This window comes from Mesorhizobium sp. M7A.T.Ca.US.000.02.2.1 (assembly GCF_003996995.1).
In the GTDB taxonomy this organism is placed as follows: Bacteria; Pseudomonadota; Alphaproteobacteria; order Rhizobiales; family Rhizobiaceae; genus Mesorhizobium.
On sequence record NZ_RZTT01000019.1, the window covers coordinates 1 to 21383 of the forward strand.

General features: G+C 61.0%; 20 protein-coding genes and 1 pseudogene. 12 read left to right on the top strand and 9 right to left on the bottom strand.

Annotated elements, in window-relative coordinates; genetic code table 11:
* On the bottom strand, window positions 1-433 hold a 433-nt coding region (locus tag EOD15_RS03480), incomplete at its 3' end, for a cation:dicarboxylase symporter family transporter (protein WP_245463566.1).
* A 707-nt stretch (window positions 434-1140) separates the two neighbouring features.
* Between EOD15_RS03480 and EOD15_RS03485 the strand changes: the two genes are divergently transcribed.
* Window positions 1141-1530: a hypothetical protein gene (locus tag EOD15_RS03485; RefSeq protein WP_024505560.1), complete on the top strand. Its 390-nt coding sequence runs from the start codon at window positions 1141-1143 to the stop codon at window positions 1528-1530.
* Window positions 1531-1719: 189 nt separating this feature from the next.
* Here EOD15_RS03485 and EOD15_RS03490 read toward each other — a convergent pair whose 3' ends face one another.
* Window positions 1720-1959, bottom strand: coding sequence for a hypothetical protein (locus EOD15_RS03490; protein ID WP_127319927.1), 240 nt, complete (start codon window positions 1957-1959; stop codon window positions 1720-1722).
* A 295-nt stretch (window positions 1960-2254) separates the two neighbouring features.
* On the bottom strand, window positions 2255-2725 hold the full coding sequence (locus tag EOD15_RS03495) for a hypothetical protein (RefSeq protein WP_245463567.1): 471 nt from the start codon (window positions 2723-2725) through the stop codon (window positions 2255-2257).
* Window positions 2726-3324: 599 nt separating this feature from the next.
* Between EOD15_RS03495 and EOD15_RS36535 the strand changes: the two genes are divergently transcribed.
* A complete protein-coding gene (locus EOD15_RS36535; RefSeq protein ID WP_032899751.1) occupies window positions 3325-3573 on the top strand; it encodes a DUF6074 family protein in 249 nt (82 codons plus the stop codon).
* 366 nt (window positions 3574-3939) lie between these two features.
* On the opposite strand, the gene EOD15_RS03505 is transcribed toward EOD15_RS36535, so the two are convergent.
* The 4 genes from EOD15_RS03505 to panB form a co-directional block, all read right to left on the bottom strand.
* Window positions 3940-4572: an acyl-homoserine-lactone synthase gene (locus EOD15_RS03505; protein WP_024505563.1), complete on the bottom strand. Its 633-nt coding sequence runs from the start codon at window positions 4570-4572 to the stop codon at window positions 3940-3942.
* Window positions 4573-4664: 92 nt separating this feature from the next.
* Window positions 4665-5384 carry a LuxR family transcriptional regulator gene (locus EOD15_RS03510; RefSeq protein ID WP_024505564.1) on the bottom strand — a complete coding sequence of 240 codons (720 nt, stop codon included), beginning with the start codon at window positions 5382-5384 and terminating at the stop codon, window positions 4665-4667.
* 95 nt (window positions 5385-5479) lie between these two features.
* Complete coding sequence (gene panC / locus EOD15_RS03515; protein WP_024505565.1) at window positions 5480-6388, bottom strand: pantoate--beta-alanine ligase; 909 nt, start codon at window positions 6386-6388, stop codon at window positions 5480-5482.
* A complete protein-coding gene (panB, locus tag EOD15_RS03520) occupies window positions 6385-7221 on the bottom strand; it encodes a 3-methyl-2-oxobutanoate hydroxymethyltransferase (RefSeq protein WP_127319929.1) in 837 nt (278 codons plus the stop codon). Before panB ends, panC begins: the two co-directional genes overlap by 4 nt.
* A 171-nt stretch (window positions 7222-7392) precedes the next feature.
* On the opposite strand from panB, the gene EOD15_RS03525 reads away from it, so the two are divergent.
* The 10 genes from EOD15_RS03525 to EOD15_RS03570 all read left to right on the top strand — a co-directional run bounded on the left by EOD15_RS03525 (window position 7393) and on the right by EOD15_RS03570 (window position 18786).
* Window positions 7393-8355, top strand: coding sequence for a hypothetical protein (locus EOD15_RS03525; RefSeq protein WP_127319931.1), 963 nt, complete (start codon window positions 7393-7395; stop codon window positions 8353-8355).
* 62 nt (window positions 8356-8417) lie between these two features.
* Window positions 8418-9392 (top strand): quinolinate synthase NadA, encoded by a 975-nt coding sequence (nadA, locus tag EOD15_RS03530; protein ID WP_095486074.1) that lies wholly within the window; start codon window positions 8418-8420, stop codon window positions 9390-9392.
* Window positions 9389-10930, top strand: a complete 1542-nt coding sequence (locus tag EOD15_RS03535; protein ID WP_127330663.1) for an L-aspartate oxidase — start codon at window positions 9389-9391, stop codon at window positions 10928-10930. Before nadA ends, EOD15_RS03535 begins: the two co-directional genes overlap by 4 nt.
* Before the next feature lies 1 nt (window position 10931).
* Window positions 10932-11813: a carboxylating nicotinate-nucleotide diphosphorylase gene (gene nadC / locus EOD15_RS03540; protein WP_024505570.1), complete on the top strand. Its 882-nt coding sequence runs from the start codon at window positions 10932-10934 to the stop codon at window positions 11811-11813.
* A gap of 174 nt (window positions 11814-11987) precedes the next feature.
* Window positions 11988-12956, top strand: coding sequence for a biotin synthase BioB (gene bioB, locus EOD15_RS03545; RefSeq protein WP_245463568.1), 969 nt, complete (start codon window positions 11988-11990; stop codon window positions 12954-12956).
* Window positions 12953-14092 (top strand): 8-amino-7-oxononanoate synthase, encoded by a 1140-nt coding sequence (locus EOD15_RS03550; RefSeq protein ID WP_127319498.1) that lies wholly within the window; start codon window positions 12953-12955, stop codon window positions 14090-14092. Before bioB ends, EOD15_RS03550 begins: the two co-directional genes overlap by 4 nt.
* Complete coding sequence (gene bioD, locus EOD15_RS03555) at window positions 14089-14724, top strand: dethiobiotin synthase (RefSeq protein WP_063169254.1); 636 nt, start codon at window positions 14089-14091, stop codon at window positions 14722-14724. The genes EOD15_RS03550 and bioD overlap by 4 nt, the downstream gene beginning before the upstream one ends.
* The gene (locus EOD15_RS03560; RefSeq protein ID WP_127248564.1) at window positions 14724-15989 is read left to right on the top strand and encodes an adenosylmethionine--8-amino-7-oxononanoate transaminase; all 1266 of its coding nucleotides are present in this window, start codon (window positions 14724-14726) and stop codon (window positions 15987-15989) included. Before bioD ends, EOD15_RS03560 begins: the two co-directional genes overlap by 1 nt.
* The gene (locus EOD15_RS03565) at window positions 15986-16969 is read left to right on the top strand and encodes a beta-ketoacyl-ACP synthase III (protein ID WP_024505575.1); all 984 of its coding nucleotides are present in this window, start codon (window positions 15986-15988) and stop codon (window positions 16967-16969) included. Before EOD15_RS03560 ends, EOD15_RS03565 begins: the two co-directional genes overlap by 4 nt.
* A gap of 173 nt (window positions 16970-17142) precedes the next feature.
* A complete protein-coding gene (locus EOD15_RS03570) occupies window positions 17143-18786 on the top strand; it encodes an MFS transporter (protein ID WP_024505576.1) in 1644 nt (547 codons plus the stop codon).
* Between the two features lie 234 nt (window positions 18787-19020).
* Here EOD15_RS03570 and hemN read toward each other — a convergent pair.
* Together hemN and EOD15_RS03580 are read right to left on the bottom strand one after the other, a co-directional pair.
* Window positions 19021-20347 (bottom strand): annotated as a pseudogene (gene hemN / locus EOD15_RS03575) (oxygen-independent coproporphyrinogen III oxidase).
* Window positions 20348-20814: 467 nt separating this feature from the next.
* Window positions 20815-21171 carry a hypothetical protein gene (locus tag EOD15_RS03580; protein WP_024505577.1) on the bottom strand — a complete coding sequence of 119 codons (357 nt, stop codon included), beginning with the start codon at window positions 21169-21171 and terminating at the stop codon, window positions 20815-20817.
* Between the last annotated feature and the right edge of the window lie 212 nt (window positions 21172-21383).

A 21383-nucleotide genomic window follows, 5' to 3' on the forward strand; every position in this document is an offset into this window, starting at 1 on the left:
TCAGGAAGCTGGTCACGGACTGCTCGTGAGCCGTGGCCACATAGCCCTTAACGGCTTCGACATCGAGCGAGGCCGGATCGATGTTGAGGCCGGCGCCAGGCTGAACGATATTCGTGACAATCAGCCCGACAACAAAAGCGAGCGTCGAGAAGGTGAGAAAATAGACCATCGCCTTGGCGGCAACTCGGCCGACCTTCTGCAGATCGCTCATGCCGGCAATGCCGGTCGCTATTGTCAGGAAGATGACAGGTACGGTGATTATCTTGACGACCTCGACGAAGGCATCGCCGAGCGGCTTCAGGCTGTGGCCGGTCTCCAAATGGAAATAGCCGATTGCGGCACCCAGGATTATGGCGGCAAGTACCTGCACGTAGGTCCGGGCAAAATGGCGCTTGCGGGGCGCTGCGATCGCGCGGGGAACTCTTGGAACCAACACCGTCTCTCTCCTTGACCGGATCGGGGTGGGGCTCCTCCCTCTCCCATGCAGTGCTCCGGTCGAACGCTGCGCCCACTTCGGCGCAAACGATGTGCCAAATAGCAAAGAGGGGAAAACGCGCAGGACCTCACGCAATGCTTGCGATTCGCTCTCCCACACTCGTGCAGTGGTTGCCTGTTGCAACTATGGAAGGCTCAATTCTTGGGAATTCCAAAGGTCGCTCTTTGCGTCGGCGCAGCTTGGCTGCCTGGAAGGTTCCCTCTTTGCCTTGCGGTCTGCGAGCAGGGTCCAGATGGTCATCATTTGGCTGCGCGCCGCACGGGGCTCGAAAGATTCAATCGAGGACGGGTCCTCTTGGAAAACGGGGGCGGCGTTGGTCAAGCCCTTCCACCCTGCTGTCCCAATGGTGTTCAGAAGCTCAGTTCACGATCAAGCGATGGATCAGCGTCATCTGGCGTTTGCGCCATCGCGCGGCGTTGCAGCGGGTCTGCCAAAGATGAGCAAGCCGCGAGGCAAGGTCCGAGACCTAGACTCCAACCTCATAGCGCGCTCGGCTCGCGTTAGGAAGGTTCGAACCGCAGCACGATCAGGTGGCGACACCGTTGGTCGGAACCGGAACCCGACGAATGATCGTTCGTGACCGACATCTGTGAACAAGCAGTATGTGTCATTGCAATCACCACCCATTGCGCGGAAATGCCCATATGGCCGTGAATGAACTGGATTTGGTGATTTTCCAGATGGCGGTGGAAAGCGTCCGCTTGCTCTCTTCAAGCTTTGATGAGAAGGCGGCTGAGATAGCCACGAGGAGCCGTGGTAGCCTTCTTTTTGACGTGCGGGTGGACGGTGACCTGGAGGTCCAGCGAGTCGCAGCCATTGGATATCCAGGCGACAAGATCGGTGTGGTGGCATTGGACCGAGAGGGCCTTGTTAGCTGTTGTTGCCTTGTCAATGGCACCTTCTCACCTTTCATTGCACCGTTGGAGAACTGGACCAGCATGCCCCTTTCGATGCAGGCCCAGATCGATGTCACAGGCTATGCGAGGCTCCTTCTGGCCGCCTTGCGAAATGCTGGACATATGCTGGACAGGTAGCATCGCCGATGATGTCTGTGATGAGATGGTGCAAACGGATGGACGAGGCGATCGCTTGCTGGCAGCTTTGCAACAAAGCGATCGGTGAGTTCGCAATGCTGGAACACGTCCTTTAGACTCTGCAGTTAAGTTAGCGGACTACCATCTGACGAATGCCCTCTGACAGTCTGCATGGCGCGGCATGCCCTCTTAGGAATGCAGCCGTGGTTCTACACCATCGGCTGTTTTTGTGTCGAAGGGGCACGCATGAACGAAGGAAGCGGCCGCCAACAGTTCCTCCAACTCGCGTTCGGTGGCCTTGCATGCCGGCATTAGTGTTCGGATGGTGCGGATCGCCTGCGCCATGGAGAGAAAGCGGACCCTTCCCCTGGAAAGGACATAGGCTTCGGCGGCTTTTTCGACGGTGACGGTGTGAAACGAATTGGTCATGACGAATTCCTCCCTGAACCCTGACCAACCCGACTTATGGCACGAATTCGACCGCCTTCAAGCCTATGTCCGATTGCGGACAATCGCTGCGATTCGTTCAAAACCGCTGATGCTTTTGGGCGACCTGGTGAAGGGCAAGGAGACGTCGGCTGAACCCGTTTCAACCCGACATGCTTCAGGCAGCGGCCAGGCCGAAATAACGCTGCTCCTCCTTGTCATAAGCGCCATGTGTGAGCTTTATCAATCCGGCACGATCGTGATCTCGCCGCGCTTGGCGTGCACCAGTCCTCGATACTCAAGCATTTGCAGGGCCGTGGTGACCCCGGGCGGTGGGCGCGAGCATGGTCGCCAGAAATTCATGCGTCGGGAGGATCTTATCTCCTTCCGCACGGTCGTGGACCATCAGCTGCCAGCGGGCCAGCCGTTCTTCGATCTTGGAGTGGCCATTGACCAGTGCCGTCCGGCATGATTGGATGAGGAACGCGTGGGCATAGTCCAGCACTGAGGTGCGAAGCGACGGGCTAATCGCAGGGCGAAGGTTTTCAACCGGCAGGCGCCAGGTAGTGCTTTCCTTTCCGAGAATGACGGCAATTCCTTTCATCCCGTCATCGCCGACAATGCCGACTTCACCTTGCCGCCCGCCGGTCATGGTGGCGACCACCGACGCGATGCCCCTCTCGGGAAAATATACGTTCTTGATCGGCTGATGCGCGACCTCCAACTTGTCCTTGATGCCCGGTTCGACGTGATGCAGCGATGGTCGCAAAAGCGCGAAGTCCTGCGGGGTGAGGGCTTCAGCACCTGGTCGCGAAAGAGGGATCGGGCAAGGCTCTCTTCCAACGGGGCAAGAGCGCGTACGTCTTACTGTCGGCTGCACCGAAGTAAATGCCGGCCGATGCCAAAGCATAGGCTTCGAAACGCGCGATTGCAAAGCCCTGTCGGGGCAGTGCAGTCATGCTAGAAGTCGCGCCGCCTACGATAGGCAGCGGATGACATGATTCCCTTCTTCGGCGGCCACCAAGAACGGCTCGGGCACGCTTTAATCGTTCATACACAAGCTCGCAGGAATGTAAGCAGCGGAACAATCGGGTGATTCGTACCGCCCTGCCCTTTCAGAGATCAAGTCATTGGACGTCAATTCGGCTGGAACGCCTCGTCGAACGGCCCAGGAAAATGCAGCCGGATGAGCAATGGTGGTTCACCTTATGTGCGGTCCCGGATATGCGGTCCGGCGGCTCATCTCCCAATGGCTTGTCGATGGGGAAGTGGAACTCGTCATGTCGCCGCGAACCGTCACCGCGCTAGCGGGGCTCTTTTGAAGACGCCGGTGTTTTTCTTTGTGGAACTGAATCTGTGAGGTGATTGATGCATGAATCAAACATTTGCGTATTTCCGCTGCATCGGCGACGTATATTGGTCGAAAGTATCGCCCAGGCCCTCGAGACCAAGAACGGCGAGGCGGCGAGTGCGTTCTGGCGCTGTTCTGCCAAGAAAATGCTCATTCAATTGTCCGATGTAGGAATTGCGCCAGAGCTCGCTGCGCAGGAGGTTGGAAGCCTTCTTCATGCGGTCTTGGACGACATGGCCAACCGAACGGTAATGCACAAAGCATAGGCTCGGGCGCTGTTGGACCGCGCGTCAGCTCGGGTCCTTATCAGGGGACTGCTCCGACTGGCCGACGGTCCGGCCAAACCGGCATACCGGCAAAGGTTTGAGGTTGCGATCGCTCACGGCGGCCGGTCCAATATTCTAAGACGACCTCAGAAGCCACGTTGGCTTCTTTGGACGAAGCGGAGGGGCGCCATTTTGGCGTGCTCACGCTGGACTCCGGGTTGCGCCTACGGAAATCCAAAGTCCGGCCGCGCGAGCCAATCGACCGGAACAGTCGAAAGCTCGTGGGGGCGGGTCCGCTCACCCTCACGGCGGCGGTGGCGGCCGTGAGCAGACTTAACTCAAGTCACGGCTGAGCATCCGCAGGCGCTATGCCGATTGGATGAGAACTGGTTGCCACAACACCGGCCCGTTGAGGCGTCCCCTCCAGCGGATGCGCAAGAGACTGGCGTAGGAAATATCGAGGAAGCCGGCGACTGCCTCGGTGTTGCCGACCTGCTTGGGCTGTCCGATACGTGACAACGGCCAGGTCGCGAGACGAAGGATCCTTTCGATGCGCGTATCTGTCACCGTTACGATCCCGGAGAGATTGTTGGCCAAGCCGAATTCGATGATCCCCGCGAAGAGCTCGTAGGTTGCTTGGGCCAGGCCGCCAGCTGCCTTCGGCGCTGTCGCAGGGAGATCGAGCGCGAAACGACTACTCTCCCAGACATCGGCACTCGCAGGGACCACCATCTCATCCAGCAGCGTCGGAAACGTATCGCGCAACATTGTCGGTCCGGTGGTCGGCAAAAGGCGGACGCAGCCGCAAGTTCGCCAATCGGACCCCTTGAGAAGCAGGTAGACGGGGTTCAGGCTGTCAAACGGGTCCGTTTCCATTTCGCCTTCGGTCTGCACTTCCCAATCGAGCCGCTTCTTGAAAACCCGATACCTAAGTCCGTGCATTTCCTTGAGTTCGCTCGCAAACTCGGCGTAGCAGTCGGGTGTTATCAGCTGCATCATTGTCGTCTCCGTGCGGGATGTGTCCACGCAATCGAAGGGCAAAGCCGTCATGAATGCAGCCTGTAGACCTTTACAGCTAGACTTGGAGAGGATCAGGATCTCGCCCGAGCAGCCATCCGCACTACGGCCTGGTTGATGGTTCGCACGCCAAGCTTCGCCTTGGCGTTTTCCTGATGGAAGGTCACGGTGCGTTTCGAGACACCGAGAATCTGGCTGATATCCCAGGCCGACTTGCCGCACGCCGCCCATTTCAGGCACTCGAACTCCCGCCGGGTGAGCGTTATGCCATCTACCACGCAATCTTCGGCGAGCCTGCGCCGGGCATGGATATGAACGTTGATCGCAACCAGTTGCATTGCTTTTTCGTAGCGCGTCAGCGACCTCAGAAATGGCGGATGCGCCTCGTTGGAGGCGAAGGTCAGTGCGGCGAACCGGCCGCGATGATCATGCATCGACATGGTCAGTCCGCCGCGAATGCCGAACTCAGCTGCTTTTTCCAGGACTTCCTGCTGAGAGGTCGGCAAATAACGGTGATCGCGGTCCACACCCCAGTCGAAGGTATCCCAGCCCCGCAGTCCCCGCAGGATCACGGGATCCACGCTGTGGTAGCGCTGTTGCAGGTAATGTGATGTCCATGATGATGGATAATTCGAGATAAATCGTGGCCTGTCGCCGGAAGCGGATGGGTAGGTGAAATAAGCGAAGAGCGGAAAGTCGAACCCGGCTGCGGCGGACGCCATTGCCTCATGGAGATCGACGGCATCGACGCTTGCAGAGAGTTGCTCGACCAAGGTTTCAAATACGCGATGCATCTGCGCTTAGCGTACCTCGCGGAGGTTGCTGGAAGTCGACGGAGACGTGATTCTAAATGATGGCCTGTCCCTGCAGGGCAGACGCGCCGCCGTCATCACCGCAATTGCTGTGCTGCTTCCGATTGGAGAGAGCTCCGCCCACCTGACCAACTACCAATGGGTGATATTGCGACGTTATCGATGAGCCGCGTGTCGCCAAGCCAAGCCGCAGCAAGCAAGCGTGCCGGTCGGTCAAGGCTTGCTAACGATTGCAGGTCTGTTTCTCCGCGAAGCTCCAGGTATTCGAGCTCGCGATAGCCGGCAGCCAGAATTGCTGCACGCGCTTCATCAAGCGTAGGCAGGATGGGGGAGCCGCGTGCAAGCCGCTCGGCCGTATCGAGCAGGACCGATGCTAGTTTTGGGGCAATGGCGCGTTGGGCTGGGGAGAGCCGCACGTTACGCGACGATAGCGCAAGACCATCGGCTTCGCGGACTGTCGGACAGGGCACAATAGTGATCGGAATGTCGAGATCCCGGACCAAGCGCCTGACAAGCTGAAGTTGCTGAAAATCCTTTTCGCCAAAAAAGGCGAAGTCAGCGCCGGCCTGCAGGAAGAGCTTGGCCACGACCGTCGCCACGCCATTGAAATGGCCGGGCCGGAATGCGCCGCAAAGGCATTCGCTGATGCCGGACACTGAAACGGCCGTGGCGAAGCCCACCTGGTACATTTCCTCTGTGTCCGGCACATAGAGCAGATGCGTGCCCAGCAGAGCGAGCTTGGCAGCATCGTCGCTTTCCGTCCGAGGGTAGGCAATCAGGTCGGCGGGGCTGTTGAACTGCTTGGGGTTTACGAACAGCGTCACGATCACCCGCTCGGCCCTTTCGAGCGCCTTCCGCACGAGGCTCAGATGCCCGTCGTGCAAGGCTCCCATGGTCGGCACAATACCGATCGTGGCACCCGAGCGACGCCATTGCGCAACGACGCCGCGCAGCTCGCTCACGGTCCGAGCGATCGGCACGCTCATGTGAAGTCACCGGCCTTCAAGGCGTTGACATAGAGATGTTCGACCGCCGGAAAGTGCCGGTTCCGCACATCGGTGGCGTAAGCGGCGATTGCCGCCTCAGCCTGCTCACCGAGCTCGGCATAGCGTTTGACGAACTTCGGCCGAAATGAGGTGAAGAGCCCGAGCATATCGTGGCTCACCAGAATCTGGCCGTCGCAAGCTGGCGAGGCACCGATGCCGATTGTGGGTATGTCGATATCGGCGGTTATCTGCCGTGCAAGCTGCTCCGGTATCTTTTCCAGCACCAAGGAGAAGGCGCCCGCTTCGGTTACCGCCCTGGCGTCGCGCCTGATCCGCTCTGCATCGGCTCCCCGGCCCTGCACACGATAGCCTCCAAACGTGTTTACCGCCTGCGGCGTCAGGCCCACATGGGCCATGACAGGTACGCCGCGCGCGGTAAGGAAGCGGATGGTTTCCGCGATGGTCTCGCCGCCCTCGATCTTTACCGCTGAACAACCGGTCTCACCCATCACGCGCGCAGCGTTGCCGAAAGCGTGCTCTGGGCTTTCCTCGTAGGAACCGAAGGGCAGGTCGACGACCATCAGCGCGTGTTCAAGGCCGCGGCGAACGGCCTGTCCGTGCATGATCATCATGTCGAGCGTGACCCCCAGCGTCGACGACAGGCCGTGCAGCACCATGCCGACGCTGTCGCCGACAAGAACGATGTCGCAGTGGCGATCGAGCAGCCTCGCGACCGGCGTGGTGTAGGCCGTCAAGCATACAAGTGGCGTCTGGCCTTTTCGCGATCGAATATCTGGAGGAGTCATCCCTTTTATCTCACCAGCCGCGCTCAACCGAGGCCCCTTCCCTTACGTTACCAACAGCGGGTGTCGCGTTTGGCATATTTTTGTGCGACTGCGAAGAGCTAAAAACAGCGCTTGAGTACTCCGGTGTTGACGTGCTGGCTGCCAAGGTTACATTCAATCGATTAAGGCGCTCCGTTGGGCCAACCCGCTTTCGCAAACATGGATCCTCAGACAAGAAGAACCAAGAAAGGCAAAGCCGCCGTCAAAGCTGACGAAGCTAAAGTGGACCTGACTGCCGTCGTGGTCGCCGTAAACGACAGTGAGCCCTGTGTCCTCACAGTCGGTCATGCGGACACCCTCCCTTCTGGACCTTTTGCCCTTGAGCATCGATCACTGCAGTCGGGTTTGAGGGGGTGGGTGGAGCAGCAGACCGGCCATGCACTTGGATACATCGAGCAACTCTACACCTTCGCCGATCGCGATCGCATCGGCACTGAGCGCCACCATCGCGTCATCTCAATCAGCTATCTCGCATTGACCAGGAAGGAACAGGCAACGAACTCGGCCGCGTGCGGCTGGCAAAGTTGGTACGAATATTTTCCCTGGGAGGACCACCGCTTCGGCACGCCGCCTGTGCTGCTCGATAGATTGCGGCCCCGCCTGATTGAGTGGGCCGGCGGCGCCAGCGAGCCGACCACTCAACGCGAGCGCCGGCAGCGCGCTGCGATAGCCTTCGGCTTCGACGACCGCCATTGGAACGAGGAACTCACGCTCCAACGCTACGAGTTGCTCTATGAAGCTGCTCTGATTGAGGAGGCCGGTGGCGGCAGGGACGCGATTGCGGCCGCGGCTGGCAAACCAATGGTCGCTGACCACCGACGTATTCTGGCAACCGGGATCGCGCGGCTGCGTTCGAAGATCAAATACCGGCCGGTCGTGTTCGAGCTTATGCGGCCTTCCTTCACGCTGCTGCAACTGCAGCGAACCGTGGAAGCTTTGGCTGGCAGGCTGATCAACAAGCCGAACTTCCGGAGATTGGTCGAGCAGCAGGAACTTGTTGAGGAGACCGGGGAGACCTCCCTCGACACGGGCGGCCGACCGGCGAAGCTTTATCGCTTCCGGCATGCCGTCCTCGACGACAGGGCTATCGCCGGGACAAAATTACCGCTGGCGCGGGCTTGACATACTTATAGTCAAGGTAGATATATTCCCTTATTGTCAAACCGAATATAATCGAGGCGCCAATGACTGGGGCGTTACCTATGGCTGCGTCCCTGTATGAGCGTGTCCGGCGGGTGATCCCACCCGTTGAATGGCCCGCGTTCGCCGGCGATATTGAAGCCATCTTAGCGCTGAAGCGTGAGCGCAATGCGGTGGTGCTGGCGCACAATTACCAGACGCCCGAAATTTTTCATTGCGTGGCAGACATCGTCGGCGACAGCCTGGCGTTGGCCCACAAGGCGGTGACGGTCGACGCCGACATCATCGTGGTTGCCGGCGTTCATTTCATGGCCGAGACGGCAAAACTGCTCAATCCGAACAAGACCGTGCTCATCCCGGATCTCCGCGCCGGCTGCTCGCTGGCCGAATCGATCACGGCAAACGACGTGCGGCTAATGCGGCTGCGGTATCCGGGGGTCCCCGTTGTTACTTACGTCAACACTTCCGCCGCCGTAAAAGCGGAGTCCGACATCTGCTGCACGTCCGGCAACGCCAAGGCGGTGGTGGAATCGCTTGGCGTGGCGCGTGTGCTGATGCTCCCGGACGAATATCTGGCGAGGAACGTGGCAGCCGATACAGACGTAGAGATCATCGCCTGGAAAGGCCATTGCGAGGTGCATGAGCGCTTCACCGCAGCAGACATCCGGGAACTGCGCGATGCCCATCCAGGCGTCATCGTGCTGGCCCATCCAGAATGCCCACCAGACGTTGTCGCGGAGGCGGAGTTCTCCGGCTCGACCGCGGCGATGTCGGATTATGTCGAGCGTGAGAAACCGACGCGTGTCGTCCTTCTGACCGAATGTTCGATGAGCGACAACGTCGCGGTCGCGCATCCCGACGTCGAGTTCGTTCGCCCATGCAATCTGTGCCCGCACATGAAGCGCATCAACCTGGCTAACATTCGCGCCGCACTCGAGCAGAACCGGCATGAGGTCCGGATTGATCCCGAAATTGCCGGCCCCGCCCGCCGCGCGGTCGAGCGCATGCTTTCCCTATGAGTCTGGAGGTTCGCGACATCGCCGGGGCGCCGGTCGTCATCGGCGGCGGCATTGCCGGCCTGATGACGGCGCTTCATCTGGCGCCGGAACCGGTCGTGCTTTTGACCAACGCGCCGCTTGGAACCGGAGCCTGCAGTGAACTTGCCCAGGGCGGTCTTGCGGCAAGTCTCGGGGGCGACGACGGCCCAGATTTTCACCTTTGCGACACGATAGCTGCCGGCGACGGACTCTGCGATGAGGCCACGGTGCGGCGAGTGGTACGAGCTGCACCCGAAGCGATTAGGACGATCCAAAGGTTCGGCGTCGACTTCGACCAGCACCCTGACCGCGCGTTGCGACTTGGGCTCGAGGCGGCACACTCGCGACGGCGGATTGTGCATGCAGCCGGCGACGCCACCGGTCGCGAGTTGGTGCGCGCGCTCGTCGCCGCGGTTCGGCGTACAGCCTCGATCACCATTATCGAAAATGTGGAGGTCCGCCGGCTGGTCGTGCAGGACGGGTCGGTCATCGCCGTGGTCGCAGCAGGACGAGCCGGCGCGCTCGCTCTGCCCACGCGTCGCGCGGTGCTGGCGACCGGCGGCGTCGGCGGGCTGTTTTGCGACACGACAAACCCCGCTGGCTCATGGGGTCACGGGCTGGCGCTCGCCGCATGGGCGGGGGCGGAACTCGCCGACTTGGAATTCATACAGTTCCATCCAACTGCGCTCGACGGTCCGCGCCGGCCGATGCCGCTGGTGAGCGAAGCCGTGCGTGGCGAAGGCGCGGTGCTCATCGATGAGCGAGGAGAGCGCTTCCTCGCCGACACACCTGGCGGTGAACTTGCGCCTCGCGACGTCGTAGCGCGCGCCATTTGGCACCAGCTTGCCGTTGGACGCCGCGTATTCCTGGACGCACGGCAAAGTCTCGGCCCGAGATTTGGCAAGCGTTTTCCAGGCATCGCCGAATTGTGCCGGAGCGCAGGAATCGACCCCGCGACCGACGTGATCCCGGTGCGCCCGGCGGCACATTATCACATGGGCGGCGTCGCCGTAGACAGCGCCGGCCGCAGCTCCATCGAGGGATTGTGGGCCTGCGGTGAGGTGGCCTGTACCGGCCTGCACGGCGCCAACCGCCTGGCCAGCAACTCGCTCACCGAAGCGGCGGTCACCGCGAGCTGGGTTGCCGAAAGCGTTGCCGGCACGTCGTATACCCGGCGACCGCGCAGATGCTCCACATTCGTCCCTCCACGACCAGACGCTTCCGTGGTCCGCCCGATTGTCTCCGCCGCCCTGGGTATCATCCGCGACGGCGAGGCAATGCGCGAAGCGGTGGCGACCCTGCTGCCGATCGCAGCCAATAGTGTCGCTGCCTCTGGTCCGGCTTTGGTCTCACTGATGATCGCCGCGGCGGCCCTGAGGCGGGAAGAGAGTCGAGGCGCGCACTGTCGGTCCGATTTCCCGCTCCACGATGCCAACGTGCGCCCATCACGGCTCACACTGCACAGCGCAATGCGGGCCGCGGCCGCACTCGATTGCCGGGCTACCATACGGAGCACTTGATATGACTTCATTCTCCCCCCTCCCCGCGACCCTGATCGAACCGATTGTGCGCGTTGCGCTCCTCGAAGACCTGGGCAGATCCGGCGACCTGACCACCGATGCGGTTATCCCGTATGATTGCACTGCCACGTTGGTGCTCAAAGCGAGGCAGGCGGGCGTCGTTGCCGGGCTCGATCTGGTCTCGTATGCCTTCCTTCTCGTGGAACCGGCGATCAACATCCAGATCTGGCGCCCTGATGGCAGCGAGGTTGGGGCCGGGGAAACCATTGCAAGATTGTCCGGACCCGCACGAGGCCTGCTCACGGCCGAACGCACGGCCCTCAATTTCTTATGCCGGCTGAGCGGCATTGCCACTGCCACAGCGGCCATGGTTGAGGCCGTGCGCGGTCACAAGGCGAGGATTGTATCGACGCGAAAGACGACGCCCGGGCTGCGGGCATTGGAGAAATACGCCGTGCGCGTCGGCGGCGGTGCCAATCACCGGTTCGGCCTCGATGACGGCGTGCTCATAAAGGACAACCACATCGCGATCGCCGGCGATATCCGCACAGCAATAGAGCGGGCGCGCGCCGCAGCAGGGCATATGGTGAAGGTCGAGGTCGAGGTCGACACGCTGAAGCAGCTCGATGCAGCGCTCGCGATTGGTGTTGACGCGGTGCTGCTCGACAATATGTCGGTCGAGGATCTTGCCCGCGCGGTTTCTATAGTGGATGGCCGTACGATCACCGAGGCGTCCGGTCGGGTGATGCCGAAAACGGCGGCGGCGATTGCGGCGACCGGTGTCGATCTCATCTCCATGGGTTGGCTGACGCACAGCGCCCCGATCCTCGACATCGGCCTGGACATGCCGGACCACCAGAACATCTGCAAGCACTTGAACTGAGGATTACGGCGTGAGGAGCAACATCAGCTCGGCAGGCGTAGGAGGTGCTGGAAAGACGTGCCGCAGCTCGCCTTTAGCGAGTGCGCCCCAAAGCCAAGAAGGCGTACCGGACTAGCAAACAAAGGTTTGACGATGACGATTGGAATGAACTCGGAGTTCGACGTGAACCAGACCATGCAATCGGTCGATGGAACGCCTCCGCGATGGAACCGCAAAGAGGCCGAGGCCATCTACGGCATGCCATTCAACGATCTGCTGTTCCTGGCTCAGACGATCCACCGCCAGAACTTCGATCGAAACCGAGTGCAGCTGTCGCGGCTCCTTAGCATCAAGACCGGCGGGTGCCCCGAAGATTGCGGCTATTGCAGCCAGTCTGCGCATTACGAAACCGGTGTGAAGGCGTCGAAGCTGGTGGACGTCAAGCATGTCATCGACGAAGCGGCCAAGGCGCGTGATGGCGGCGCAACGCGCTATTGCATGGGCGCGGCGTGGCGAAGTCCCAAGGAGCGCGACATGGACGTTGTGGTCGCCATGATTGAGGACGTCAAGGCCCTCGGCATGGAGACCTGCATGACGCTCGGCATGCTCGATCTTGAGCAAGCTGCTCGCCTGAAGCAGGCCGGTCTCGACTACTATAACCACAACATCGATACCTCTGAGCGCTACTATGGCGAGGTTATTTCAACCAGGACTTTTGCCGACCGGCTGGAAACGCTTGGGCACGTGCGCGCGGTTGGGATGAAAGTCTGCTGCGGCGGCATTGTCGGGATGGGAGAAGAAAAGACCGATCGCATCGACATGCTGGTCACGCTCGCGAACCTGCCTGAGCCGCCGGAAAGCGTGCCGATCAACATGCTTATTCCCATCGAAGGCACGCCGCTTGCCGCGGCCGACGCCATCGATCCGATCGATTTCGTCCGCATCGTTGCGCTCGCGCGGGTGATGATGCCGAAATCCTATGTAAGGCTGTCCGCCGGCAGGACGGCGATGAGCGACGAAACGCAGGCGCTGTGCTTCTTTGCCGGGGCCAATTCGATCTTTGTCGGCGACACGCTGCTGACGGCGGGAAATCCCGGCGAGGACAAGGATACCCTTCTGTTCCGGCGCCTCGGCATTGAGCCTATGGAACTCGCCACGCAATGAAGGAGGCAATTCTTGCCCGCTATGACGCAACCTTGCGGGGACTGGGGCGCAAGGACCGGTTGCGGACGCTCGCACCGCGCGCCGGGCTCGACTTCTCGTCGAACGACTATATCGGACTTGCCGCCTCCAAAAGACTGGGCGATGCGGTTTCGACGGCGATTGCGCGGGGCACGCCAGTGGGCGCCACCGGATCGCGGCTGTTGCGCGGCAATGCACCGGAACATGAGCAACTGGAGGCGGACGCAGCGGCATTTTTCGGAGCCGAGCGTGCACTGTTCTTCGGCAGCGGCTATATCGCCAACTTCGCTCTGCTGACGGCCCTGCCGCAGAAAGGCGACCTGCTGGTCCTCGACGAGCTCGCTCATGCCAGCATGCATGAGGGTGCCCAGGTCGGGCGCGCTGAGTTCAAGCTGGCCGCGCACAACGACGTCGACGCTGTCGAGGACGCAATCACCCGCTGGCGCGCCGAAGGCGGCATGGGGCGGGTGTGGATCGCCTTAGAAAGCCTTTACAGCATGGATGGCGACCGTGCGCCGGTGGAGAGCCTGGTCGCGCTGGCTGATCGGTACCAGGCATTCATCGTCGTCGATGAAGCGCATGCCACCGGCGTCTGGGGACCGGACGGCCGGGGACTGGCCGCCGCGTATGAAGGCCGCGACAACATCGTCACGCTCCACACATGCGGCAAGGCGCTTGGCGCATCCGGCGCGCTCGTTACCGGACCGCGAACACTGTGCGACTATCTTATCAACCGGTGCCGGCCATTCATCTATGCGACCGCACCATCGCCGCTGATGGCAGTCGCGGCACGTGAGGCGCTGACTATTCTGTCTGACGAGCCTATGCGTCGTGCTCAGTTGCACGAGCGTGTCGCTTTCGCGAGCCGGCAATTGGCCGAACGCTGCGGCGTGATGCCCAGCGGTTCGCAGATCCAGCCGCTTGTGATCGGCGATAACAGCCGCACCATGGCGGTGGCGGCAGGACTGCAGGCACGCGGCTTCGACATACGCGGCATTCGCCCGCCGACAGTGCCTGAGGGTACGTCGCGCCTGCGCATTTCGCTGACTCTCAACGTCGACGAAGCCGACATTTCCGCCATGGTCGAGGCTCTCGTCGGAGTGTTGGCCACAGCATGACCAAACGCATCGTCGTCACCGGAACAGACACTGGAATTGGCAAGACAGTGTTTTCGGCCGGACTTGCCGGGCTGCTCGACGGCTTCTACTGGAAGCCGGTGCAATCGGGCCTCAACGAGGAGACCGACAGCGAGGTCGTCGCCCGGCTTTCCGGCTTGCCCGACGGACGCGTGCTGCCCGAAGTCTATCGACTGACGATGCCGCTGTCGCCGCATCGATCAGCCGAAATCGACGGCGTCGCGATCGAGGCCGACGATCTTTCATTTCCGGTCCTGCCGACACCGCTCGTCATCGAAGGCGCCGGCGGGCTGATGGTGCCGCTCAATCGACAGACAAGGTTCATTGACATATTTGAACAATGGCGGCTGCCGGTCATACTGTGCGCCCGCACCGCGCTTGGCACCATCAATCATACGCTGTTGTCGATCGAGGCCCTGAGAGCCCGCTCCATCCCGCTCATCGGCATTGCCTTCATTGGCGAAGAGGTGGCCGATACACAAAGGACAATCGTGGAATTCGGCGGCGTGCCGCAGCTGGGTAGGCTGCCGCACCTCGGTCCGCTGACGGGTGAAACGTTGAGAGATGCAATGATTTCCGGCTTCGACCTGGCCATGATTGCCGGAGGCGACTGATGGCGGAGTCTCGAGTCTGGCATCCGTTCACGCAGCACGCGCTAGAGCCCTCGGTCCCTGAAATCGTGCTGACTGAAGGCGCCTATCTCCACAAGGCCGACGGCTTCCGCATCCTCGATGCGATTTCTTCCTGGTGGGTCGTCACCCATGGCCATCGCCACCCCCGCATCATGAAGGCCATCGAGACGACCGCGTCGAGCCTCGACCAGATCATCTTCGCGGGCTTCACCCACGAGCCGGCCGAACGGCTGGCCGAGGCGCTTGTCGGCATCGCACCCGCCGGCCTCGACCGGGTGTTCTATTCCGACAGTGGCTCGACCTCAGTCGAAGTCGCGCTGAAGATGGCGCTCGGCTATTTCCGCAACATCGGCGCGCCGCGTTCGCGCATCGCCGTCATGGAGCACAGCTATCATGGCGACACGATCGGGGCGATGAGCGTCGGCGCCCGCGGCGTCTTCAACGCCGCCTATGATCCTTTGCTGTTCGAGGTCGACGCCATCCCCTTCCCGGCCGCCGGGCGCGAGCAGGAAACGCTGGATCGGTTCGAGGCCGTTAGCAGCGACCGGCGCGCAGCCGCGCTGATCGTCGAGCCGCTGGTGCTTGGCGCCGGCGGCATGCTGATGTATCCGGCCTGGGTTCTTGCCGAATTGAAGAGGATCGCCGAAGCCTCCGGCACGCTGCTGATCGCCGATGAAGTGATGACCGGCTGGGGGCGCACCGGAACCATGTTTGCCTGCGAACAGGCGTCCGTCTCGCCGGACATCTTGTGCACGTCGAAAGGTCTGACCGGTGGTACCATCCCGCTGGCCGCCACGATCGCCACCGATGCCATCTTCCACGCTCACTTTTCGGAGGATCGCAAGAAGACGTTTTTCCATTCGAGCTCCTACACCGCCAATCCGATCGCCTGCGCGGCAGCACTTGCCAATGTCGAGATCTGGCGTGACGAGCCGGTGGCCGAGCGGATCGCGGTCTTGAGCGCGAGGCAGGCCGCGGGGCTGCAACGCTTCCGGGACAATCCATATTTCACCGACTGCCGGACAACCGGCACCATCGCGGCACTCGACCTACGCACCGGCTCAGCCGGTTATCTGGCCGAGATCGGGCCAAAACTGCGCGCTTTTTTCCTTGAGCGCGGCCTGTTGGTGCGCCCGCTCGGCAATGTCCTCTATCTTCTGCCGCCCTATTGCATCACCAGCGACGAATTGGACGGGCTCTATGACGCGATAGAGGAGGCCGGCGAACGCTTCGGCTCGCGGCCATGAACCTATCGTCGCGCGTTCTCGGCTTCGGCCATCATGCGCCGGCGCGCAAGGTCGAGAACCCGGAAATCGAAGACCGGCTCGGGCTTGAGCCCGGCTGGATCGAGCGGCGCACCGGAATTCGCTCGCGCTTCTGGGCAACAGACGAAGACACGCTGTCGGGCCTTGCCGCCTCTGCCGGCGACATGGCGCTGACCAATGCCGGTATCGACCGCGGCGACGTCGGTCTACTCTTGCTCGCCACGTCGACGCCCGATCACCTTCTGCCGCCAAGCGCGCCGCTGGTCGCACATCGGCTGGGGCTAGGCCGCGCCGGAGCGATCGACCTGACCGGCGCCTGCGCCGGCTTCATCTATGCGCTGATGTTCGCCGACGGGTTCACCCGCCTGCACGGCAAAGCGAGCCTTGTCATCGCCGCCAACATCCTCAGCCACCGCATCAATTTGGCCGAGCGCGCCAGCGCCGTGCTGTTTGCCGATGCCGCCGGCGCCATGGTGATCAGTCCTTGCGATGACCCGGATCGAGGCATTCTCGGCGCTTCGGTGGATTCCGACGGCTCGCGCTACGGGCTAATCCAGATTCCCGCCGGGGGAAGCAACACTCCGTTCCATGCCGACCTCGACCTCGCGCAGACACGGATGACGATCACTGACGGCCGTGAAGTATTCAGCAAGGCCGTGGAGATGATGACCGCCTGCTCGAGAGATGCGCTCACTGCTGCCCGACTGAGGCCGCAAGACCTCAATCGTTTCGTGCCGCATCAGGCCAATGCGCGCATTTTCGACGCGGTCGGCAGGAACCTCGGCATCGCTGATCACTCGATCGTCAAGACGATCGCCGAATATGGCAACTCTTCCGCCGCGACGATCCCGCTCTCATTGTCGCTGGCCCATCGGGCGCAGCCGTTTCGGCCTGGCGAGAAAGTCCTCTTGGCGGCAGCGGGTGCGGGTCTCAGCGGCGGCGCGCTTGTGGTGGGAATTTAGCAAAGCAATGCTTGCGCACAGGACTGCTCATGAATGAGACTATGAGAATGGCTCAATACGTAAATAGTCGCCGGCAAGCTCCATAGAGCTGGGTTCCGTGCGGTGCTCCGCGATGTCTAAGTATCGACCCGCTTGCTCAAATCGCAGCGCTCATCGAAGGCCAGCAATACCTCATGCAGAGCGAAAATCCTCAACCGCCCGTTTCAAAGACGCTCGCCCCATTTCGAAACAAGGTGTTTCGCTCAATTTGGGCGGCCACCCAGATTTCGAGCCTCGGTTGGCTAGTGCAAACGGTCGCCATCAGTTGGCTTATGGCAACGATTTCAGCGTCCGACCTCATGGTGGCACTCGTCCAGGCCGCATCCACATTGCCGGTGTTCTTCCTCTCAGTTTTCGCCGGAGCCATTGCCGACAACTTCAGCCGCCGGTGGGTGATGTTTGCGGGACACTGCCTGATAGCATCGGCGTCGACGACGCTGATGATTTCTGTGGGTCTGGGATTTGTCAGTCCTTGGCTGATTCTCGGGTTAGGTTTCCTGGCCGGCTGCGGCTTTGCCTTGAATGATCCGGCTTGGCACGCTTCGGTCGGCGATATCCTTCACAAACGCGACATTCCGGCCGCAGTGACGCTTATGTCCGTCGGATACAACATTGTGCGCAGCGTTGGTCCGGCCTTGGGGGGCGTGATCCTGGCCGTCTTTGGGCCGCTGGCCGCTTTCGCCTTGGCTGCGGTGAGTGATCTGGCGCCCATAAGCGCGATATGGCGCACCAAATGGGAGGTCCGCTCTTCGCCTCTCCCTCGTGAGAGAATGACGACGGCAATTCATGACGGAGTGCGCTTTACGGCGATGTCTTTGGAGATCAGGGCAGCGACCGCCCGAGCCGCTCTTTTCGGATTGGCAAGCATCTCCATTCTGGCGTTGCTCCCCCTCGTGGTCCGGGATCAGTTGAAGAGTGGGCCAATTGTCTACGGTATCTTATTGGCCGGCTTCGGCATGGGTGCTTTCATCGCGGGCATGGGCAACGGCTTCTTGAGGAAGGTCACGTCTCAAAACAGGCTGGTGGCCTTCGCCTCTGTGGCTTGTGCAGTCTGTTGCCTCTCCCTTGCCCTTACATCGTCGGTTCCTGTGGCGGCCATTTCGCTGGCGCTCGGCGGAGCGGGTTGGCTTATCACCTGGACGGGCATTGACGTGTCGGTGCAGTTGGCAAGCCCAAGGTGGGTTGTAGGCCGCACGCTCTCCATTTACTACGCCTTGAGCGCAGGCGGTATGGCTGCTGGCAGCTGGATCTGGGGTTCTGTCGCGCAAAACTATTCCTTGACCTCAGCATTGGAGGGCGCCGCAGGCGCTCTGTTGCTGGTTGCAGCAGCGGGGATCGTGTTGCCGGTCCGTCCCTGGGAAGAAACCGACCAAGAAAGTTCAGTTTTTCATCCGCCGGACGTGGCTCTCGATCTGAAACCCAGAAGTGGCCCTATCGTGGCCAAGGTCGAGTATTTGATATCGGAGGAAAATATCGAGGCCTTTCTGGGCTCCATGCGCACGCGGCGACACGTCCAGAGCCGTGCCGGTGCACGAAACTGGACGCTCCAGCGAAATCTGCAAACACCGTCACTTTGGACGGAGACATTCCGCACCCCCACCTGGATGGACTTTCTCCGCCTAAATCATCGACTCACCGCAGCAGATAAGGAAGTCGCCCAGCATCTCCTGTCACTGCATGAAGGAGAGGTGCCTCCGCAGACAGTGCTTTCGATTGAACGGACGACCGAGGCAATTCGTACCCGTACCTCGACAATCTTTTCTCGTCCTCCAAGATGACGCCATCAAGCTGCTGTCCAGGGACAGGGTGGATCACCGGTGCTTTGCAGAGCACAGCCTCACACCGAGAGCAGCGTGCTCCGGGTTGTGCGCTTTCGCGCGCACCCAGGCGAGATGATGGTGAACGCGGCGTCAAGTGGAAGTCCCCTGCATACGCTTGCGGAGTCTTCTGCGAGAGCCCATGCCGACGAGCGCCAAACAAGGTCTGATGCCTTTCGGCGTCGTGGCCTCAACTCATCGATTCGCGAGAAAAGCATCGAATGCAGCAGCAACGGCGCGAACAACAAAGCGGTGCTCCGGCCGCACGCGGATGAAGCCGTTTTCGACGTCCAGGATCCCCTCCTCAGCCAGCGTCACCAAACTCTCAACTGAATCGAGAAAACGAGCTGGTTCGATTTCGTGGGCGGCACAGATGGTCGGCACGTCGGCCTCCAAATCGCACATCAGTCGCTCGATGATCGCTGCGCGCACCCGGTCATCGTCGGTCAGACGGTGGCCCTTTGATGTCGCCAGACGTCCACTTGCGATGTGCCGAGCGTAAGAATCCCGTGTTACTTCGTTCTGAACATACCCCTCGCGGACTCGGCCAATAGCCGACGCGCCGAAGCCGATCACGGTTTTGCAAGTATCGGCCGAGTATCCCAGCGAATTACGCCGTAGGCGCCCGGTCTTCTGCGCTAGCGCAAGTTCGTCGTCCGGCGGAGCGAAATGATCGAGCCCGATCTCCCGGTAGCCAGCGCCAACCAGTGTCTCGGCGACAGCTGCAGCCTGTTCGGCGCGAAGATCACCGTCCGGTAGACCTGCCTGCTCGATTAGGCGCTGATTCTTTATCACGGAAGGAATATGCGCGTATCCGAACACCGCAAGCCGGTTGGGGCGCATGGCGACCGCAGCCATCGCGGTCTGGATGCAGGACTGCACAGTCTGTTTCGATAGACCGAAGATGAGGTCGGAGTTGATATGGCCAACGCCATGCCGGCGGAGATTTTCGACTGCAGCGGCCGTCTGCACCTTACTCTGGATCCGATTGATCGCCTTTGCACATCGGGATCAAAGCTCTGCACGCCGATGCTCGCGCGGTTGACACCGTTAGCTGCCAGGGCTTCGGCCATTTCCGGTGTGAACGTTCGGGGATCGATCTCCACGGCGATCGCAGCAGTTTTGCTGAAAGCGAAGTGGCGGCGTAGAAATTCCATCAGCGCCAAGTGCTCGGCTGGCCCGATAAGGTGAGGCGTTCCGCGCCGAAATGCACATCGCTCACCGGCAGCCCTTGCCGCACTTGCTCCGACACCAAACTGATCTCCTGACGCAGCACCGCTAAATAATTAAGGATCGGGCCGTTGCGACGGATGACCGCGGTAGGGAAGCCGCAATACCAGCACATGGATCGGCAAAACGGAAAGTGGAAATAGAGCGACACCGATTCGTCGGCCGGGAGGCCCCCCAGCCATTCCTCATAATCGTCAGCACCAACTGCCGCAGAGAAGTCTGGCACAGTCGGATAGATGGTATACCAAGGCGGCCGGGGGTCCCGGTACTTTGTCAGGATTGAGGTGTGCAAGGAGCTGTCATCCCACGTCGCTGATCCATCATTCTTTCGTTGCGCGCTCGTCCTGGTCTCTGACCTAAGTCAGTGCGTCCCGCTTATGTCGCAGTCTCGTTTGGACAGGATGGGGTCAACCACGCCGGGGAGCGCGCGTGCCATGGTTGCGCCTGAGGTGATGGTGCGGTGCCGCATTCAACGTCTGAGTACGTGACGCCAGTGCAGTGTGCTTGAGGCGTCTGCGGAAGAACTTTGCAATGCGAAATTCATGTCCGACGCAACGGACCTGTCAAGCCTCGTTCAGACGCCATCCAGGTCCAGCCAGCGGCCTTCCCTGCCGGCCGAAAAACCATACCGGCTTTAGCCACCGAGACGCTCTAAAGCTGACGTCGGCTCATTTGATGAAAGGAGGACGCCGCTAGGGGGTGCACAAGGTTCCCCGGCTTGACGTCGCTTCGAGCGAAGAGCGGCGGTGTGGCTTGTCGTCAAGCGCCGGGCAGCGTGCCCCCTACCGATATCCCGAAAAGATCGACCAAGATGGCCATGCCGACGCCACACGCGGTCTGGATGAGGCCGACCATGAAAATGCGATTGGCGCGTTCGTAGATGGGGCGCCGCAAGGAACTCATGTCGAGCAGCATGGACAGCGCTCTCATCTGCAGTGCGATGCCGAGCAGGATCGGCACTACAGCGAACAGATCGTAGAGTTGCCATGGCAAGGGGTTCGCGGCCCAATGAGTGAGGAAGCCGAGCGAAAAGGCAAGCAGGATACCCACGGCAGTGATTGTGCCGTTGCGGAAAATGGTCTCGATCGGTTCTTCCTTCGGATCGTGCTCGTCCAAGCGGCTTCCTTTCGTTGCTCTTTCCGTCGAGACTAAGTTCTCGAGAATGCTGTTCATCGCCAATTACTCGAGGCGAGCCGTAGGCAGCCGTTTCAGGGTGCGCTCCCTCTCGCTTCCGGCCGCGCAATGTACCTGCACGGCGAACTTACAGCGGCGAAAAGGTGCTGCGGCCACCATGCGACGCCTCGGACGTGCACGCCCTCTGTTCCTGG

Coding starts and splice junctions, on each gene's coding strand:
- EOD15_RS03510 (WP_024505564.1), bottom strand. CDS start 5,384: ATGCATCGCGTATTTGAAACCTTGGTCGAGCAACTCTCTGCAAGCGTC.
- EOD15_RS03505 (WP_024505563.1), bottom strand. CDS start 4,572: ATGATGCAGCTGATAACACCCGACTGCTACGCCGAGTTTGCGAGCGAA.
- nadA (WP_095486074.1), top strand. CDS start 8,418: ATGACTGGGGCGTTACCTATGGCTGCGTCCCTGTATGAGCGTGTCCGG.
- EOD15_RS03565 (WP_024505575.1), top strand. CDS start 15,986: ATGAACCTATCGTCGCGCGTTCTCGGCTTCGGCCATCATGCGCCGGCG.
- EOD15_RS03525 (WP_127319931.1), top strand. CDS start 7,393: ATGGATCCTCAGACAAGAAGAACCAAGAAAGGCAAAGCCGCCGTCAAA.
- EOD15_RS03490 (WP_127319927.1), bottom strand. CDS start 1,959: ATGACCAATTCGTTTCACACCGTCACCGTCGAAAAAGCCGCCGAAGCC.
- EOD15_RS03535 (WP_127330663.1), top strand. CDS start 9,389: ATGAGTCTGGAGGTTCGCGACATCGCCGGGGCGCCGGTCGTCATCGGC.
- nadC (WP_024505570.1), top strand. CDS start 10,932: ATGACTTCATTCTCCCCCCTCCCCGCGACCCTGATCGAACCGATTGTG.
- EOD15_RS03560 (WP_127248564.1), top strand. CDS start 14,724: ATGGCGGAGTCTCGAGTCTGGCATCCGTTCACGCAGCACGCGCTAGAG.
- panC (WP_024505565.1), bottom strand. CDS start 6,388: ATGAGCGTGCCGATCGCTCGGACCGTGAGCGAGCTGCGCGGCGTCGTT.
- EOD15_RS03550 (WP_127319498.1), top strand. CDS start 12,953: ATGAAGGAGGCAATTCTTGCCCGCTATGACGCAACCTTGCGGGGACTG.
- bioD (WP_063169254.1), top strand. CDS start 14,089: ATGACCAAACGCATCGTCGTCACCGGAACAGACACTGGAATTGGCAAG.
- EOD15_RS36535 (WP_032899751.1), top strand. CDS start 3,325: ATGCATGAATCAAACATTTGCGTATTTCCGCTGCATCGGCGACGTATA.
- bioB (WP_245463568.1), top strand. CDS start 11,988: ATGCAATCGGTCGATGGAACGCCTCCGCGATGGAACCGCAAAGAGGCC.
- EOD15_RS03485 (WP_024505560.1), top strand. CDS start 1,141: ATGGCCGTGAATGAACTGGATTTGGTGATTTTCCAGATGGCGGTGGAA.
- EOD15_RS03570 (WP_024505576.1), top strand. CDS start 17,143: ATGCAGAGCGAAAATCCTCAACCGCCCGTTTCAAAGACGCTCGCCCCA.